This window comes from Streptomyces sp. NPDC024017 (assembly GCF_040638895.1).
In the GTDB taxonomy this organism is placed as follows: Bacteria; Actinomycetota; Actinomycetes; order Streptomycetales; family Streptomycetaceae; genus Streptomyces.
Genome location: NZ_JBEZYZ010000005.1, coordinates 82,394 through 97,182, shown reverse-complemented (window position 1 = coordinate 97,182; position 14,789 = coordinate 82,394). Strand labels below are relative to the sequence as shown.

At 71.5% G+C, this 14,789-nt stretch carries 13 protein-coding genes; 1 reads left to right on the top strand and 12 read right to left on the bottom strand.

Annotated elements, in window-relative coordinates:
• Nucleotides 1-36: 36 nt before the first annotated feature.
• The 8 genes from AB0G20_RS14670 to AB0G20_RS14635 all read right to left on the bottom strand — a co-directional run bounded on the left by AB0G20_RS14670 (nucleotide 37) and on the right by AB0G20_RS14635 (nucleotide 6,843).
• Entirely contained in the window at nucleotides 37-924 is an 888-nt protein-coding gene (locus tag AB0G20_RS14670; RefSeq protein WP_361301209.1) for a DUF5936 domain-containing protein, read from the bottom strand.
• Between the two features lie 16 nt (nucleotides 925-940).
• Complete coding sequence (locus AB0G20_RS14665; protein WP_361301206.1) at nucleotides 941-1,885, bottom strand: type II secretion system F family protein; 945 nt, start codon at nucleotides 1,883-1,885, stop codon at nucleotides 941-943.
• A 9-nt stretch (nucleotides 1,886-1,894) separates the two neighbouring features.
• The gene (locus tag AB0G20_RS14660) at nucleotides 1,895-3,232 is read right to left on the bottom strand and encodes a CpaF family protein (RefSeq protein WP_361301203.1); all 1,338 of its coding nucleotides are present in this window, start codon (nucleotides 3,230-3,232) and stop codon (nucleotides 1,895-1,897) included.
• A gap of 16 nt (nucleotides 3,233-3,248) precedes the next feature.
• Nucleotides 3,249-3,605, bottom strand: a complete 357-nt coding sequence (locus AB0G20_RS14655) for a TadE/TadG family type IV pilus assembly protein (protein WP_361301200.1) — start codon at nucleotides 3,603-3,605, stop codon at nucleotides 3,249-3,251.
• A 1-nt stretch (nucleotide 3,606) separates the two neighbouring features.
• Nucleotides 3,607-3,993, bottom strand: coding sequence for a pilus assembly protein (locus AB0G20_RS14650; protein WP_361301197.1), 387 nt, complete (start codon nucleotides 3,991-3,993; stop codon nucleotides 3,607-3,609).
• Nucleotides 3,990-5,222 (bottom strand): AAA family ATPase, encoded by a 1,233-nt coding sequence (locus tag AB0G20_RS14645; protein ID WP_361301194.1) that lies wholly within the window; start codon nucleotides 5,220-5,222, stop codon nucleotides 3,990-3,992. The genes AB0G20_RS14650 and AB0G20_RS14645 overlap by 4 nt, the downstream gene beginning before the upstream one ends.
• Nucleotides 5,223-5,231: 9 nt before the next feature.
• On the bottom strand, nucleotides 5,232-5,939 hold the full coding sequence (gene cpaB / locus AB0G20_RS14640; RefSeq protein ID WP_361301191.1) for a Flp pilus assembly protein CpaB: 708 nt from the start codon (nucleotides 5,937-5,939) through the stop codon (nucleotides 5,232-5,234).
• 70 nt (nucleotides 5,940-6,009) lie between these two features.
• On the bottom strand, nucleotides 6,010-6,843 hold the full coding sequence (locus AB0G20_RS14635) for a hypothetical protein (RefSeq protein WP_361302408.1): 834 nt from the start codon (nucleotides 6,841-6,843) through the stop codon (nucleotides 6,010-6,012).
• A gap of 439 nt (nucleotides 6,844-7,282) precedes the next feature.
• Here AB0G20_RS14635 and AB0G20_RS14630 point away from each other — a divergent pair, with 439 nt between their 5' ends.
• Complete coding sequence (locus AB0G20_RS14630) at nucleotides 7,283-8,971, top strand: glycoside hydrolase family 18 protein (protein ID WP_361301188.1); 1,689 nt, start codon at nucleotides 7,283-7,285, stop codon at nucleotides 8,969-8,971.
• A 93-nt stretch (nucleotides 8,972-9,064) separates the two neighbouring features.
• Here AB0G20_RS14630 and AB0G20_RS14625 read toward each other — a convergent pair whose 3' ends face one another.
• The 4 genes from AB0G20_RS14625 to AB0G20_RS14610 all read right to left on the bottom strand — a co-directional run bounded on the left by AB0G20_RS14625 (nucleotide 9,065) and on the right by AB0G20_RS14610 (nucleotide 14,536).
• The gene (locus tag AB0G20_RS14625) at nucleotides 9,065-10,381 is read right to left on the bottom strand and encodes an Nramp family divalent metal transporter (RefSeq protein WP_361301185.1); all 1,317 of its coding nucleotides are present in this window, start codon (nucleotides 10,379-10,381) and stop codon (nucleotides 9,065-9,067) included.
• A 156-nt stretch (nucleotides 10,382-10,537) separates the two neighbouring features.
• On the bottom strand, nucleotides 10,538-11,020 hold the full coding sequence (locus AB0G20_RS14620; protein WP_361301182.1) for an ATP-binding protein: 483 nt from the start codon (nucleotides 11,018-11,020) through the stop codon (nucleotides 10,538-10,540).
• Between the two features lie 80 nt (nucleotides 11,021-11,100).
• On the bottom strand, nucleotides 11,101-12,003 hold the full coding sequence (locus tag AB0G20_RS14615) for an MEDS domain-containing protein (protein ID WP_361301179.1): 903 nt from the start codon (nucleotides 12,001-12,003) through the stop codon (nucleotides 11,101-11,103).
• A gap of 40 nt (nucleotides 12,004-12,043) precedes the next feature.
• The gene (locus tag AB0G20_RS14610) at nucleotides 12,044-14,536 is read right to left on the bottom strand and encodes a LuxR C-terminal-related transcriptional regulator (protein WP_361302405.1); all 2,493 of its coding nucleotides are present in this window, start codon (nucleotides 14,534-14,536) and stop codon (nucleotides 12,044-12,046) included.
• Nucleotides 14,537-14,789: the final 253 nt, after the last annotated feature.

Sequence of the window (14,789 nt, the reverse complement as noted above, 5' to 3'; positions counted from 1 at the left end):
TCCGCTCCCCTGTCATCGACATGCGTCGCCCCTCCCCTACTTCCCCGTCACCGAGCCGAAGTCCGTGCCCGAGCCGAGGATCAGGCCCGCGCCGAGCAGGAGCATCGTGGCCGGGACCATGAAGGTCGTGATCATCATCGTGGCCTTGGGGACGGCCCGGGCGGCCTTGCGGCGGGCGTTCTGCGCGTCCGTACGGCGCATGTCCTTGGCGAGGGACACCAGCGTGTCGACGATCGGCGCGCCCAGTTCCTCGCCCTGCTGCAACGCCGTCACGAACATCGCCACCTGCTCGGAGTCGTTGCGGCGGCGTAGTTCCGCGAAGGCCTGGCGGCGGCTCATGCCGAGGTCCATCTGGCGCAGAGTGATGCGCAGTTCGTCGGCCCAGGGGCCCTCGTAGCGGGACGCGACCCGGTCCAGCGCCTGGCGGAAGCCGAGGCCCGCGCTCACCACGACCGCGAGGACGTCCAGGAAGTCCGGCAGGGTCCGTTCGATGACGTCCTTGCGGATGCGGATCGCCGACCAGATGCCGACCTCCGTCCAGAACGCGCCGAAGGCCAGCAGGATCAGGGCGACCAGCAGTTGGCCCCGCATGAGGAAGACCAGGAAGCCCACGGCCCCCAGGAAGCCGTAGACCGCCCGCCGTGCCGCGTACCTGTCGATCGTCAGACCGCCGGGGTTGCCCGCGAGGTCGATCTTGCGGCGGTACTTCGCCACCTGCTTGGGGCCCATCAGGCGCAGGACGGCGGGCGCGTAGCGCATGCCCATGCGGTCGATCAGCGAGTCGACCGCGCCGGTGCGGGTGGAGCCGACCTCCAGGGCCAGGGCGAGGTCGCCGGGCAGTTTGGCCTCCGCGCGGTACATGCGGATGCCGGCGAAGACGCCCCAGACGCTGAGGCCCATCAGCAGGGCGAGAAGCAGTCCCATGGTTGCCTCCGGGCTCTCAGACGTCGATGCGGGACAGGCGGCGGATGAGGACGAAGCCGACGGCGTAGAGCGAGAACGCGATGATGACCGCCGCCTGGCCGAAGGAGGAGCCGGTCATGCGGTCCAGGGCGCCGTCCTTCACCCCGTTCATGAGGAAGAGCGAACCCACGCCGAGGACCGGGACCGCGTACGACGTCATGTTGACCTGGGAGAGCTGGGTGCGGACCTCGCGCCGGGTCTCCTTGCGTTCCTCCAGCGTCTCCGTCAGGTTGCGCAGGGCGCTCACCACCTGGCCGCCGGCCCGGTTCGACAGGACCAGCGTGGTGACGAGGACGACCAGTTCGCGGGAGGGGAGGCGGTCCGCCAGTTCGCCCAGCGCGTCGTCCATCGAGGCGCCGACCGCCAACTGGTTGGAGACCTTGCCCAGTTCCTCACCCGCCGGGGCCTCCATCTCCTCCGCCGCCATGCCGATCGCCGTGCGCAGCGCGAGGCCGGCCTGGGTGGCGTTGGCGAGGATCCGGGCCATCTCGGGGAGCTGGTTGATGAACTTCTCGATGCGTTTCTGGCGCTGCCAGTTGAGGAACTGGACCGCCACCCCGATGCCGAGCAGGCCCGCCAGCGGGCCGAAGAACGGGGCCAGGGCCGCCTGGCCGATCAGCCACAGGCCCGCGACCGTGGCGAGCATGTAGACGAAGAACTCACCCGGGGTGATGTCCAGGCCGGTCGCCGCCAGACGCAGTTCCAGCTTCTTGCCGAGCCTGGTGCGCCGCAGACGGCGGTCGATGCCCCGGAAGTTGCGGCGCCGGCCGCCGACCGGGATCTGGCCGGTGGCGGACAGGCGGTCGACCAGGGCCTGGCGCTGCGCCTTGCCCATGGCGTAGGAGTGCAGGCCGACGACCACGAGGACGCAGGTCAGCAGAGTGATGCCGGTGGTGAGCGTGATGAGCGATTGCAGTTCCATCGGTCGGTCCTACCTGGCTTCTCGGGTGGCTAGCTGGTCCGCGGACCGGGCGATGCCGAACGCCTGCGGGAGGGGCTGGCTCGCCATGTAGAGGCGGTCGGCGGTGCGGCGCGGTAGCGGGAAGTACTCGAAGGCGCCGTGGATACGGCCGTCGGAGGTCATGGGCTGCGCGTTGAAGCGGGCGACGGTGACGAGCCGGTACGGGTCGCTGCCGTGGCTGTCCATCAGCGCGACCTCGGTGATGCGGCGGGCGCCGTCCGCGAACCGGGTCAGCTGCACGATGACGTCGACCGCGCTGTTGATCTGGTCGTGCAGCGCCACGAAGGGGATCTCCACGTCCGACATGGACGCCAGGGTCTGCAGCCGCATCAGCGCGTCCTCGGCGCTGTTGGCGTGGACTGTGGCCAGTGAGCCGTCGTGGCCCGTGGACATCGCCTGGAGCATGTCGAGGGACTCGCCGCCGCGGACCTCACCGACGACGATCCGGTCGGGGCGCATGCGCAGGGAGTTGCGCACGAGGTCGCGGATGGTCACCTGGCCCTTGCCCTCGACGTTCGGCGGGCGTGACTCCAGGCGGATCACGTGCGGCTGCTGGAGCTGGAGTTCGGCGGAGTCCTCGATGGTGATGATGCGTTCGCCCTCGGGGATGAGTCCCGACAGGGCGTTCAGCAGGGTCGTCTTTCCGGTGCCCGTCGCACCCGAGACGATGATGTTGAACTTCGCCTGCACCAGGCCCGCCAGCAGGTAGAGCATGTGCTCGTCGAGCGAGCCGAGGCCGATCAGCTCCTGGAGCGTGAAGGAGCGCGGGAAGCGGCGGATGGTGAGGGTGGCGCCCGTCAGGGACAGCGGCGGGATGATGACGTTGACGCGCTCACCGGAGGGGAGGCGGGCGTCGACCATCGGGTTGGACTCGTCCACGCGGCGGTTGACCGTGGAGACGATCCGCTCGATGGTCTGCATCAGCTGGTCGTTGGAGGCGAAGCGCAACGGCAGTTGCTCGACGCGGCCGCCGCGCTCCACGAAGATCGCGTCGGGGCCGTTGACCATGATCTCGGTGATGGACGCGTCCTCCAGGAGCGGCTCCAGGATGCCCAGGCCCAGCGCCTCGTCGACCACCCTGCGGATCAGCTGCGAGCGCTCCACCGTCGACAGGACCGGGCCCTCGCGGCTGATGATGTGCCCGAGCACCCGCTCCAGCCGGGCCCTGCGCTCGGCGGCGGCCAGCGAACTCATCTCCGCGAGGTCGATCTCCTCCAGGAGCTTGGCCCGGTAGGAGGCGACCATGTGGCCGTCCTCGCCCCGGTTGCCGTTCTCCTCGGGGGTGTTGATGCGTGCTCGCAGGCTCATGAGTGCGGTGCTCCGTTCAGTGGTCGCGCGGCATCGTGGCGGTCTTGACCGCTGGGTCGAACGTCCATCCCGGCACGAGGGACGGGATCTGCACGGTGGCCGTCACGGTCACCTCGTCCGCGCCGAAGGAGGCCGGGCAGCTCGTCTGGTCAGCGAGCCAACTGCTCACCGCTGCCCGGCAGTCCGCCTCGTGCGGCCCCTCCAGCGACGCACTGCGCGCCCCGGCCCTGGCCGCCGTGCCGGCCTGCTGGGCCGTGTAGGCGATCAGGCCGAGCTGCACGGCCCCCAGGGCGACGATCAGCAGGATCGGCAGGAAGCCGATGTACTCGATGGCGACCTGGCCACGGTCACGGCCCTTGCGGATACGGGGCATCTCAGTCCGCCTCCTCGACCGCGCCGGCATGTCCCCGGACCGGGAACGGGACGGACAACGTGCCCGGGAAGAGGATCGGGACCTCCATGCGCACGTCGGCCGTGATGTAGCCGGAGCCCGAGCCGCCGCAGGTCACACTGGCGCCGGAGCGCCACGCGTCCGACAGGTGCTTGAGCCCGGCCGCCTCGCACGCGGCCTGCCGCGCCCCCGGCTCCGCCGCCGTCGCCTGCCGTACCGCCTCGTCCGCGGCGTTGCCCGCGAGCGTGAAGGTGTAGCCGACGAGGACGACCTGCCACAGCGCGATCAGCGTCACGATGATGGTCGGTGTCATGCCGAGGAACTCGATGGTGACCTGGCCCCGGTCCCGCTCTCCCAAGGGCATGTTCATCCCTCCCTCCGCCGCCGAAAGCTCACCGACCCCCGGCCCCCCTTCTGGGCACCGTCGGGTGCCTTGACCAGGCCCAGTTCGCCCGCCAGGCCCCACAGGGCCTGCTTCACCGAGCTCTTGTTCTCCAGTTCGTGGATGCGGCCCGCGTCCACGACGCTCTGCAGTTCCTTGAAGTTGGCGGGAACCACGGTGGCCGCGACGGCCGTGCCGGTGATCTTCTGGATGAGGGGCGGCTGGATCTCCGTGGCGCGGCTGTGCCGGTTGACGACGACGGTCGTCTCTTCGGCCTTGCGGATCTGCAACCGGTCCCACATCCGCACGGCCCGTTTGGCGCCCCGTACGGCGACCACGTCGGGGGTGGTGACCAGCAGGGCCCGGTCGGCCATCTCCACGGCCGCCGCCCCCGCGCCGCCGAGCTGGGCGCCGCAGTCGATGACGACGACCTCGTAGCGGGAGCGCAGGGCGCTGACGATCTGCCGGGCGGCGCGGTCGGTGACGTCCTCGCCGCGTTCCCCTTCGGCGGGGGCGAGCAGCAGGGCGAGGCCGGTGTCGTGCCGGAAGACCGCGTCGGCGAGGACGCGCGGGGAGATGTCCGTGATGGCGGCCAGGTCGACGACGGAGCGGCGGAACTGGACGTCCAGGTAGGAGGCGATGTCGCCGGTCTGGAGGTCCATGTCGACCAGGGCGGTGCTGCGGCCGGAGGCCTGGGCGGCCAGGGCCAGCTGGATCGCCGTCAGGGTGGCTCCGGCGCCGCCCTTCGCGCCGCTGACCGTGATGACGGTGCCGCCGACGCCGGTGAAGACGTCGCCGCCGGCGCCCAGGTGCCGCCGTACGCCGACGGACCACTGGGCGACCGCCTGGACGCGGCTGGCGAGTTCCTCGTAGCTGAGGGGCAGGGCGACCAGGCCGCGGGCACCGTAGTCCATGGCGGCCTGGAAGAGGCCGGGGCTCGCGTCGGAGGTGACGAGGATGACGCCGACCGCCGGGAAGCGCAGGGCCACTTCGCGGATCAGTTCCAGCGCGGGGACCGGGCCGATCCGCTCGTGGACGATCACGACCTCCGGCAACTCGTCGACCGACTCGGCGGCCAGCCGGGCCAGGGTGTCGATGAGCTGGGTGGAGTCGACCACGGGGGCGACGGGCTCGGCGTCCGGGAGCTGGCTGAGCAGTGTCGTGACGGACCGGACCGCGTCCGCGTCACCGACTGCCGGGAGGATCCTCGTGGGCATGGCAGCCTCTCACTTGTCCTTCGCGAGTTCGTACGTCCGCTCCCGCTCGGGGACGGTGGTGTCGCTGCCGGGCGCGACGAGGGCGAGCCGGACCCGCTTGGCGAACGACTCGGCGTAGGTGATGCGCTGGGCGTCGAGGGCGGACAGCGCGAACGTGATGGGGACGGCGTCGGTGGGCTGCTGGGTGCGGTTGCCCTCGTCGGGCTTCAGCGCGGTCAGTTCGCCGACGTCGAGAACCTTGGCGTTGGTGATGATGATCTTCGACTGGTCGGGGTCGCCCTCGCGCGCGCCCTCGAAGGTGGCGTAGACGTTGACCGAGGCGCCGGGCGTGATCTTGCCGGCCACGCCGGTGGCCGCGTCGATCATGATGGCGACCTCCTGCTGGCCGGGCTGGAGGGCCGGCTGGCGGACGATCATGTCGGTCTGGAGCAGGGACCCCGCTTCCAGCGTGGTCACGGCGATCTTGCCCTGGATCTCCCGCAGATCGGTGACCGCGTTGTCGGACAGCCACCGTTCGGGCATCTTGATCTTCTCGAACTGGCCCGTACTGAGGGTGGTGTAGGGCGGCACGTCGGATTTCAGCCGGTAGGCGGTGACCTCGGGGCCGACCTTCGACTTCACGTCGCTGATGACGGAGAGCACGCCGGCGAAGGCGCCGAGGGCGCAGACGACCGACAGGAGCAGGAGAATCACGCCGCGGCGCTGACGGGAGTTCATGAACCGTACAACCTCGTTGGGGATATCGGTCGAGCGGGATCGGAACAGTGCTGACGAGCGGTGTCAGGCCTCACCCGACGGCCGTTCGGTTCTCGAGCTGCTTGCGGGGCGGGCTGTCGTGGACCGGCGGCATGGCCGAACAGAACACGCAGCGGTCGCCGATGACGTCGATGCCGCACCAGTGGCACTGGCTGCGCCGGACGGAGGTGACCAGCTGGTAGAGGACGGACAGGTCGGGCAGGTAGCTGCAGAACTCGATGAGCCTGCCGGTGCCCCACCAGCCGGGCGACTCGGCCGGGAGCGGGGTCTCGCGCAGCCCCTGCACCTTCCAGGAGGGGGCGAGGGTGCCCGTGACCCAGTCGGACTGGAGCTGCCCCTTGGCGACCAGCATCCAGGTGCCGAACTCGGGGCCGGGGAGCTGGGCCTCGGGGGTGATCCGGACCAGGTGCGGCTCGGGATGGGCGAGGACGCCGAACTGGCTGCCGGGCATCCAGGACTTGGCGTGCGACTTGAGGCCGACGGGGACGCGGTCGAGGCGGGCGACGGAGCCCAGCAGCGCGCCGGCGTGGATGTAGTGGACGAGCAGCCGGCCGGCCGAGGCGAGCACGCCGGGGCTGATGTCGCAGGAGGCGAGCTGCCGTAACTGGCGGGTCAGGACGGCCAGTCCGAGGGGCGGGAGGTCCGGCCGGAACAGGGCGATCCGGTCGCTCTCCATGAGGGAGCGCAGGGTGTGCAGCCGTCGCTGCACCGCGGTGGGCGCGGCCTGTGAGCAGACCACGATCACATGGCCGTGGTGCTCGACCAGGGCCTGCATCTCGGCCAGCGCCTGCTCCAGGGGGCGTCGATCGACGTCCCGCAGCACGACGGCGGGCAGGGTGCGTTCGTCCTGTGGCGGCAGCGCCATGTCGGCGCTGGTCACGGCAATGGCAGTTGGCACGCGCAGCTCCCCGTTTTCCCCATGCCCGTCGGAACGCCGGATGTCACTCCGGCGCACCGTGTCGACTTCACTGCGTGACTACCTCAGCACTGTATCCACGGCTCTGTGACCGGAGAACAGCGTTTGTGTACCTGAGCAGCAACTGTCGTTGCACAAGTTGCGTCAAAACGGGGCAGGTTGAGCATCTTGTCGGTCACCGCAGCGGGTTCGGGCGGTCCCGGCGAGGGGCCCAGCGGGCCCAGCGGTGACAGGGCAGTTGGTCCACGGCGCTCCGGCATCGTGCTGCTCGTGCTCACCTTCTGGATGTCGACGGGCGTACCGCTGGCGGGATGCGCGGCGGGACTGCTGCTCGACAGGTTGGTCTGGACCTCTTGACAGCATGGTTGGTCTGGACCATTTTCTTGTCATGTCCAGACACAGACGATCCCTGCGGCTGTGGTCGGGTGCCGTCACGGCTGCCCTGGCCCTCACTGTCACGACCGTCGGCCAGGCGAACGCCGCCGACGTCAACAACGCCAGGAACGCCGGCTTCGAGTCGGGCCTGAGCGACTGGACCTGCTCGGCGGGCAGCGGTACGACGGTCTCCTCCCCGGTGCGCACCGGCACGGCCGCGCTGCGGGCGACCCCGTCGGGACAGGACAACGCCCGGTGCGCCCAGACGGTACGGGTGAAGCCCGACTCGACGTACACGCTGGGCGCCTGGGTCCGGGGCGGGTACGCCTACCTGGGCGTGACGGGCACGGGCACGACGGACGTGTCCACCTGGACGCCCGACTCCTCGTCCTGGAAGCAGCTGTCGACCACCTTCAGGACGGGCTCCTCGACGACCTCGGTGACGGTGTACACGCACGGCTGGTACGGGCAGGCGGCGTACTACGCGGACGACGTGTCGGTCTTCGGCCCCGACGGCGGCGGGGGCACGGACCCGGGCCCGACGATCCCGTCCGCGCCGAGCGGCCTGAACGTCTCCGGCACGACGTCCGACTCGGTCTCCCTCGCCTGGAACACGGTGTCGGGAGCGACGGGGTACACCGTCTACCGCGACGGCACGAAGGTGACGGCGGTCTCCGGCACCTCGGCGACGGTGACCGGGCTCGCGGCCTCGACGTCGTACTCCTTCCAGGTCACCGCGACGAACGGGGCCGGTGAGTCGCCGAAGTCGGCGGCGGTGACGGGCACCACGAACAAGCCGAGCGGGCCGGGCCCGGCGCTGCCCAAGCACGCGGTGACCGGCTACTGGCAGAACTTCGACAACGGCGCGACGGTTCAGCGCATCGCGGACGTCCCCGCCGCGTACGACATCATCGCGGTGGCCTTCGCGGACGCGACGGGCACGCCCGGGGCGGTGTCGTTCACGCTGGACTCGGCCGGTCTGAACGGCTACACGGTCGACCAGTTCAAGGCGGACGTGAGGGCGAAGCAGGCCGCGGGCAAGAAGGTCATCATCTCGGTCGGCGGCGAGCGCGGCACGGTGTCGGTCAACGACGCCGCATCGGCCACGAACTTCGCGAACAGCGTGTACTCCGTGATGCGGACCTACGGCTTCGACGGCGTCGACATCGACCTGGAGAACGGTCTGAACGCGACGTACATGACGCAGGCGCTGCGCGCCCTGTCGGCGAAGGCGGGCCCCTCGCTCGTCCTGACGATGGCTCCGCAGACGATCGACATGCAGTCCACGTCCAACGGGTACTTCCGGACCGCGCTGAACGTGAAGGACATCCTCACGGTCGTCAACATGCAGTACTACAACAGCGGTTCCATGCTCGGCTGCGACGGCAAGGTCTACAGCCAGGGCTCGGTCGACTTCCTGACGGCCCTGGCCTGCATCCAGCTGGAGAACGGCCTCGCTCCGTCCCAGGTGGGCCTGGGCCTGCCGGCCTCGACGCGCGGGGCGGGCAGCGGCTACGTCTCACCGGCCGTGGTGAACAACGCCCTGGACTGCCTCGCCAAGGCCACCGGCTGCGGCACCTTCAAGCCGCCCCGGACGTACCCCGACCTGCGCGGTGCGATGACCTGGTCGACCAACTGGGACGCGACGGCGGGCAACGCGTGGTCCGACGCGGTGGGGCCGCATGTGCACGGGCTGCCGTAGGGGCGGCCGGACTCACCCCGTCGGACGGTAACGGCCAAGCACCCAGGCCGGCTGCGGGAAGCGCATTGCCGTCGGTGCTGCGCTTCCCCCCTCCTAGAAGAACTCCCCCCACGGCTGGTCCCAGATCTGCTTCACGCACAGGATCAGGAACAGCAGACCGGCGATGGCGAGCATCGCGTTGCTGAGGGGGCCGTTGCGCCACTCGCGGGGCGTGCGGGAGGAGTTGAGGAGCCAGATCAGGGTGCCGGCCAGGAACGGCAGGAAGGCCGCGCCGAGGACGCCGTAGATGATGATCAGGCGGAAGGGCTGGCCCTCGAAGAGCAGGATCATCGGCGGGAAGGTCAGCCAGAGCAGGTAGGCGCGGAAGGGCCAGGAGCGCTCGCGGGTCCCCGAGGCGACCTCCTCGCCCTTGGCCCGGCCCGTGCCCGACAGCCGGGACACGAAGTCGGCGAACATCAGGCTCACGCCGTGCCAGACGCCGATCAGCGAGGTGAAGGACGTGGCGAAGAAGCCGATCAGGAAGAACTTCGCCGTCGCCGGGCCGTACTCGTCCTCCAGGATGTCGCCCAGCTGGACGAGGCCCTTGTCGCCGCTCGCGATCGCGACGTTCGCCGAGTGCAGCAGCTCCGCGCCGACGAACAGCATGGCGATGACGAAGATGCCGGTGGTGGCGTAGGCGACGCGGTTGTCCAGCCGCATGACCTTCATCCAGCCGGTGTCGGTCCAGCCCTTGGCGTTGACCCAGTAGCCGTACGCGGCGAGCGTGATGGTGCCGCCGACGCCGCCGATCAGGCCCAGGGTGTTGAGGATCGAGTCCTTCTCGTCCGGCAGCACCGGCAGGAGTCCGGCGATGGCGTCGGGGATGTTCGGCGTGACCCGGATCGCCAGGTACACCGTCACCACGAACATGACGCCCACCAGGACCGTCATGACCTTCTCGAACACCGCGTACTTGTTGAACCAGACGAAGACCAGACCGACCAGACCGCAGGCGATGCCCCACCACTTGAGGTCCATCACGTCCGGGAACAGCGCCTGCAGCGGCAGCGCGCTCGACGACATCGCCGCCGCGCCGTAGACGAAGCCCCAGACCACGACGTAGAACGCGAAGAACCACGTGGTCCAGCGGCCGAGGCTGGCCCAGCCGTCGAACAGGGTGCGGCCCGTGGACAGGTGCCAGCGGCCCGCCGCCTCGGCCAGGGAGATCTTGACCAGGCAGCCGATGATCGCGGCCCACAGGAGGGTGTAGCCGAAGTTGCTGCCCGCGATCAGCGTGGCGACCAGGTCACCGGCGCCGACACCGGTCGCCGCGACGACGATGCCCGGGCCGATGTACTTCCAACTCGCCTTCCGTGGCTGTGGGGGATGTGTGGCCTCGTGATCCGTGGTGTTTCCCGTGGTGTCCGCCATGCAGATCAAGAAACCGCAAGGAGCCCCGGCCGACAAGAGGGCCTGAGCGAATCACTCCGGGGGCGCGGGGAACTGCGCGAACGGCCACGACGAACCCGCAGGCCGGAGCCGGGCCAGGGCGGCAGGGTACACCGCCGAGGCCCGTCCGGCGGAGCGTCACGGCTGTCGCCGACCGCAGCCGTCCGATCCGCACGTGCCGAGCTCGAACCACACGGTCTTGCCCGACCCGTCCCGGTGGCAGCCCCAGCGCTGGGCGAGCGCGTCCACCAGGAACATTCCACGGCCGTTCTCCCCGGTGCCCGCGTCCAGCACCCGCGGCACCCGGCGTTCGCCGTCGGCGACCTCGCAGCGCAGTACGCCGTGCGCGGCGAAGAGCGTGAGCCGGAAGCGGCTCCCGGCGTGCATCAGGGCGTTGGTGGCCAGTTCGCCGACGAGCAGTTCGGCCACGTCCGCGACCTCACCGCGCTCGCCGAGCCCCCATCCCTCCAACTGCCTGCGGACCTCCGCGCGTGCCTCGCGAACGGCGGAGGGCCGGGGTGCGTACTCGGCACTCAGATGGCCTGCTCCCAGGGGTGGTTGCGGGAACGGGCCGTAGCGGGCGTCGGGGTCGGGGAGGTGCCGCCCGGAGAGTTGCAGCATGGGTCCAGGGTGATCCGCAGGGGTGGTCCGGCGCAGGGGGAGGACTACCCGATCCCCTACCTGCTTGTGCAGGTAGGGCGCTATGCGTACTGGAGACGGACCGTCGCTCCCCGGGCGTCGTCGCGGATGTCCACGTACGCACAGACCTGACGCGCGTACCACAGCCCCGGGCCCGGTTCCGGGCCGGCGGAGGCCGGTGGGACGTAACCGGCGAGCGGGTCGTCGAGACGGCGGACCGAACGCAGTTCGCAGACGCAGGCGGGCGCCTCGCCCCACAGCAGGGCGGCACCGCCCAGGGGCGCGAGGGCCGCTGCGGACTCCGCCACGGCAGCGGCGAACAGTTCGGCGTCGGCGGCGGGCAGTCCCCGCGCCACCGCCCAGCTCTGCACGGCCGCGGCGTGCGGCTCCGCGAGGGGCAGCGCACCGGCCGGGGGCAACGGCAGCGGTACGGCGTCGAGTTCGGCCACGAGCCGCAGCGGGTCCTCGTACACCTCCGTCTCGGGGTGGGTGCGGCGGGCCGCGGCGACGACGGCGGGCCCGGCGGTGCGGGTGTCGTACGCGCACAGGGCGGTCGTGGACACGGGCGCGAAGAGGAGGTTGGCGAGGGCCTCGTAGCGGATCCACTCGGTGGTCTCGCGGGCCGAGCGGCCGGCGCGGCCGCTCCAGACGGGCTCCATGACGAGGTGGATCCGGCCGCCCGGGCCGGCGTGCGCGGTGAGGTACGCGGCGGCCTGGGCGATGGCGTTGGCGGCGGAGCCGGTGTACCAGTCGGTGTGCGGGATGCAGGCGACGTCCTTCGCGTCGGGGCCGAGGGCGTCGCGCAGGAGGTCCAGGTTGTGCGGGGCGGCGATGGCCACCGGCGGCGGTTCGCCGGAGGTGCCGAGGCCCTCGCCGAGGAAGGGCAGGGCGGCGGCCAGGAAGCCGTCGTCGGAGTCGAAGACGGCCATGCGGTGGTCGAACGGGCTGAGTTCTGCGGTGGTCACGTGATCCCCTCGGGTGGGTGGGTGGTCGTGGTGCGGCGGGTCAGCGCTGTGCCGTCATCCAGGCCGCGATCTGGCTGCGGTTGCTGAAGCCGAGCTTGCTGAGGATGCGTTCCACATGGCCCTCGGCGGTGCGGCGGGCGATCACCAGGCGGTCGGCGATCTGCTGGTTGGCGAGCCCTTCGGCGACGAGCTGGGCGACCTCGGTCTCGCGGCGGGTCAGACGGACCGTGCTGTCGTCGTGCGACGGCTCGGCGGTGGCTTCTCCGGGGTGCTGACGGCCCGGCTGCTGGAGCGCGTGGCCGACCAGCTCCGCGAGCGAGAGCGCCCCGCCCCGCTGGTGGGCCCGCTCGAACGCGTCGCGTCCGAGGACCCGGCCCGCACGCTCCTCGCTGTCCCGGCGTACGGAGTTGAGGGTGTGGGAGCCCCAGCGGCCGGTGTCGATGTCGGCCCAGACGCGGTCGGCGCCGCCCAGCAGCACGGCGGCGTGCTCGTGGGCGCCGCGTTCGGCCGCGATCGACGCGAGCAGGTCGAGGGTGAGGGCGATGCCGATGACGTCGTGGACGGCGAGTTTGAGCCGCAGGGCTTCGCGGGCGTCCCGTTCGGCCCGGGGCCAGTCGCCGCGCACGGTGTGCGCGAGGGCGAGGATGCGCAGCACGTACGACCGCACCCACTGCTCGCCGTGCCGCTCGCACAGCCGCAGGGCCCGCTCGCAGACCTCGACGGCCCGCTCGGCCTCGCCCAGGAAGCCCAGGGCGCAGGCGAGTTCGACCTGGTCGAGGCCGAAGAGGCTGAGGTGCTGGCCGGGCACGGGGCCGCGGGCGACGGTGGTCTCGAAGTGCCGCAGCGCTCCGGGCAGGTCGTCGCCGAACAGCCGGATGACGCCGAGGACGTACTCGGCGTGCGCGGCCTCGGCGGTGTCGCCGAGGGCGCGGGCGAGGGCGAGGGCGTCGGTGGCGTGGCGGCGGCCTCGGGGGAAGTCCCGGGTGGCGGCGGCCAGCAGCCCGGCGACCCACAGGCCGCGGGCCCGTTCCCGGGTGGGTTCGGGGGCGGCGGTCAGGGCCCGGTCGAGCCAGTACAGGCCCTCTCGGGAGGCGCCGCAGGCGTGCCAGTGGAACCAGAGCGTGCCGGCGAGGCGCAGTCCGGCGAGGGCCTCGCCGGGGTCGGAGAGGCTGAAGTCGAGGGCGGCGCGGAGGTTGTCCCGGTCGGCGCGCAGCCGGGCGACGGTCTCCGGCTGCCCGGGCCCGAACCAGCCGCGCTCCCACTCCTCGGCCCGCTGCGCCATCCAGTCGCGCTGCCGCCGCCGGGCGGCCTCCTCCTGCCCGGCGCCCCGCCGCAACTGCTCCAGTCCGTACTGCCGCAGGGTGTCGAGCAGCCGGTACCGCACGCCGCCGGGCCCGGGTTCCCGGCAGAGCACGGACTTGTCCACGAGCCCGGCGACGGCCTCCAGGACGTCGTCCGTGCGCAGGCCCGGGGGCGGGAGCAGGGTGATGGTCCCGGTGAGCGCTGCCCCGGGCCTGGCGCGGGTGCCGGAGAGGTCCGTGGGCTGGGCGGGCAGGGCGGGCAGGGCGGCGTGCGGGAGTGCGACGAGCTGCCGTTCGCCTCCCGGCCGGCGGGCGTCGTCCTCCGGGGTGCCGTCCGCGCACACCGCCTCCGCCGTCTCCAGGTCGAAGCTGCCCGCCAGGACCGACAGCCGGGCCCACACCGTCTGCTCGGGGAGGGTGCACAGGTCGTGGCTCCAGGCGACCGCCGCCCGCAGGGTCTGGTGGCGGGGCTGGGCGGCGGGACTGCCGGTGGTGAGGAAGCGGTAGCGGTCGTCGAGGCGGTCCAGGAGCTGGTCGGCGTCGAGGACGCGCATACGGACGGCGGCGAGTTCGATGGCGAGGGGCAGACCGTCCAGGCGGCGGCACAGCCGGGCGACGGAGGCGCGGTTGGCGGGGGTGAGGCGGAAGCCGGGGACGACGGCGGCGGCCCGGTCGGCGAAGAGCGTGAGGGCCGGACAGCCCTCGGCGGCGGACAGGTCCCCGTCCGGGTCGGGCACCGGCAGCGGCCGTACCTCCAGCAGGTGCTCCTCGGTGAGGCCGAGCCGGTGCCGGCTGGTGGCGAGGATCCGGACGCCCTCGGTGCCGTGCAGCAGGGCCGCGGCGAGCCGGGCGCACGCACCCGCCAGATGCTCGCAGTTGTCGACGACGAGGAGCAGCCGCCGGTCCCGTACCTGGTCGACGAGGGCGTCCAGGGGCGGCTGGGCGGAGCGGTCGTGCAGGCCCAGTGCGTCGGCGGCGGCGAGCGGGACGAGTGCCGGGTCGTGCAGTCCGGACAGGTGCACGAAGCGCACGCCGTCCGGGAAGGCCCGCTGCACCCGGGCCGCGATGCGTGCGGCGAGCCGGGTCTTGCCGACGCCGCCCGGTCCGGTCAGCGTCACCAGCCGTGCGCGGGCCAGCAGTTCGCGGCCCTGGGTCAGTTCGCCACGCCGGTCGACGAAGCTGGTCGTCTCGGCCGGCAGGTGGTGGTCCCGTCGTGGCGCTGATCCGCCCATGATCAGCCAGTCCTCTGAGGGGTGGGGGTCCGGGGATCCGGACACTCCGGCTCCCCGTGCGCGGACCCTCACTCTCTCCCGTTGCGTACATATATGCACGCCGGGGCCACACCTGTGGGTGTACTTCCGACGGGACACCTCGACCGTGACGCCGCGCGCGTACACTACGCGGCCACTTTCAGTCTTGACCTGCTCATGCCATTGGCAGAACGATATGCGCCACCCGCACCACGTACGTCGCACGGAACAACCC

Bases quoted from the DNA above. Each gene is read 5' to 3' on its own strand.
- AB0G20_RS14670 (WP_361301209.1), bottom strand. From the start codon at position 924: ATGGGACTGCTTCTCGCCCTGCTGATGGGCCTCAGCGTCTGGGGCGTC.
- AB0G20_RS14665 (WP_361301206.1), bottom strand. From the start codon at position 1,885: ATGGAACTGCAATCGCTCATCACGCTCACCACCGGCATCACTCTGCTG.
- AB0G20_RS14660 (WP_361301203.1), bottom strand. From the start codon at position 3,232: ATGAGCCTGCGAGCACGCATCAACACCCCCGAGGAGAACGGCAACCGG.
- AB0G20_RS14655 (WP_361301200.1), bottom strand. From the start codon at position 3,605: ATGCCCCGTATCCGCAAGGGCCGTGACCGTGGCCAGGTCGCCATCGAG.
- AB0G20_RS14650 (WP_361301197.1), bottom strand. From the start codon at position 3,993: ATGAACATGCCCTTGGGAGAGCGGGACCGGGGCCAGGTCACCATCGAG.
- AB0G20_RS14645 (WP_361301194.1), bottom strand. From the start codon at position 5,222: ATGCCCACGAGGATCCTCCCGGCAGTCGGTGACGCGGACGCGGTCCGG.
- cpaB (WP_361301191.1), bottom strand. From the start codon at position 5,939: ATGAACTCCCGTCAGCGCCGCGGCGTGATTCTCCTGCTCCTGTCGGTC.
- AB0G20_RS14635 (WP_361302408.1), bottom strand. From the start codon at position 6,843: ATGGCGCTGCCGCCACAGGACGAACGCACCCTGCCCGCCGTCGTGCTG.
- AB0G20_RS14630 (WP_361301188.1), top strand. From the start codon at position 7,283: ATGTCCAGACACAGACGATCCCTGCGGCTGTGGTCGGGTGCCGTCACG.
- AB0G20_RS14625 (WP_361301185.1), bottom strand. From the start codon at position 10,381: ATGGCGGACACCACGGGAAACACCACGGATCACGAGGCCACACATCCC.
- AB0G20_RS14620 (WP_361301182.1), bottom strand. From the start codon at position 11,020: ATGCTGCAACTCTCCGGGCGGCACCTCCCCGACCCCGACGCCCGCTAC.
- AB0G20_RS14610 (WP_361302405.1), bottom strand. From the start codon at position 14,536: ATGGGCGGATCAGCGCCACGACGGGACCACCACCTGCCGGCCGAGACG.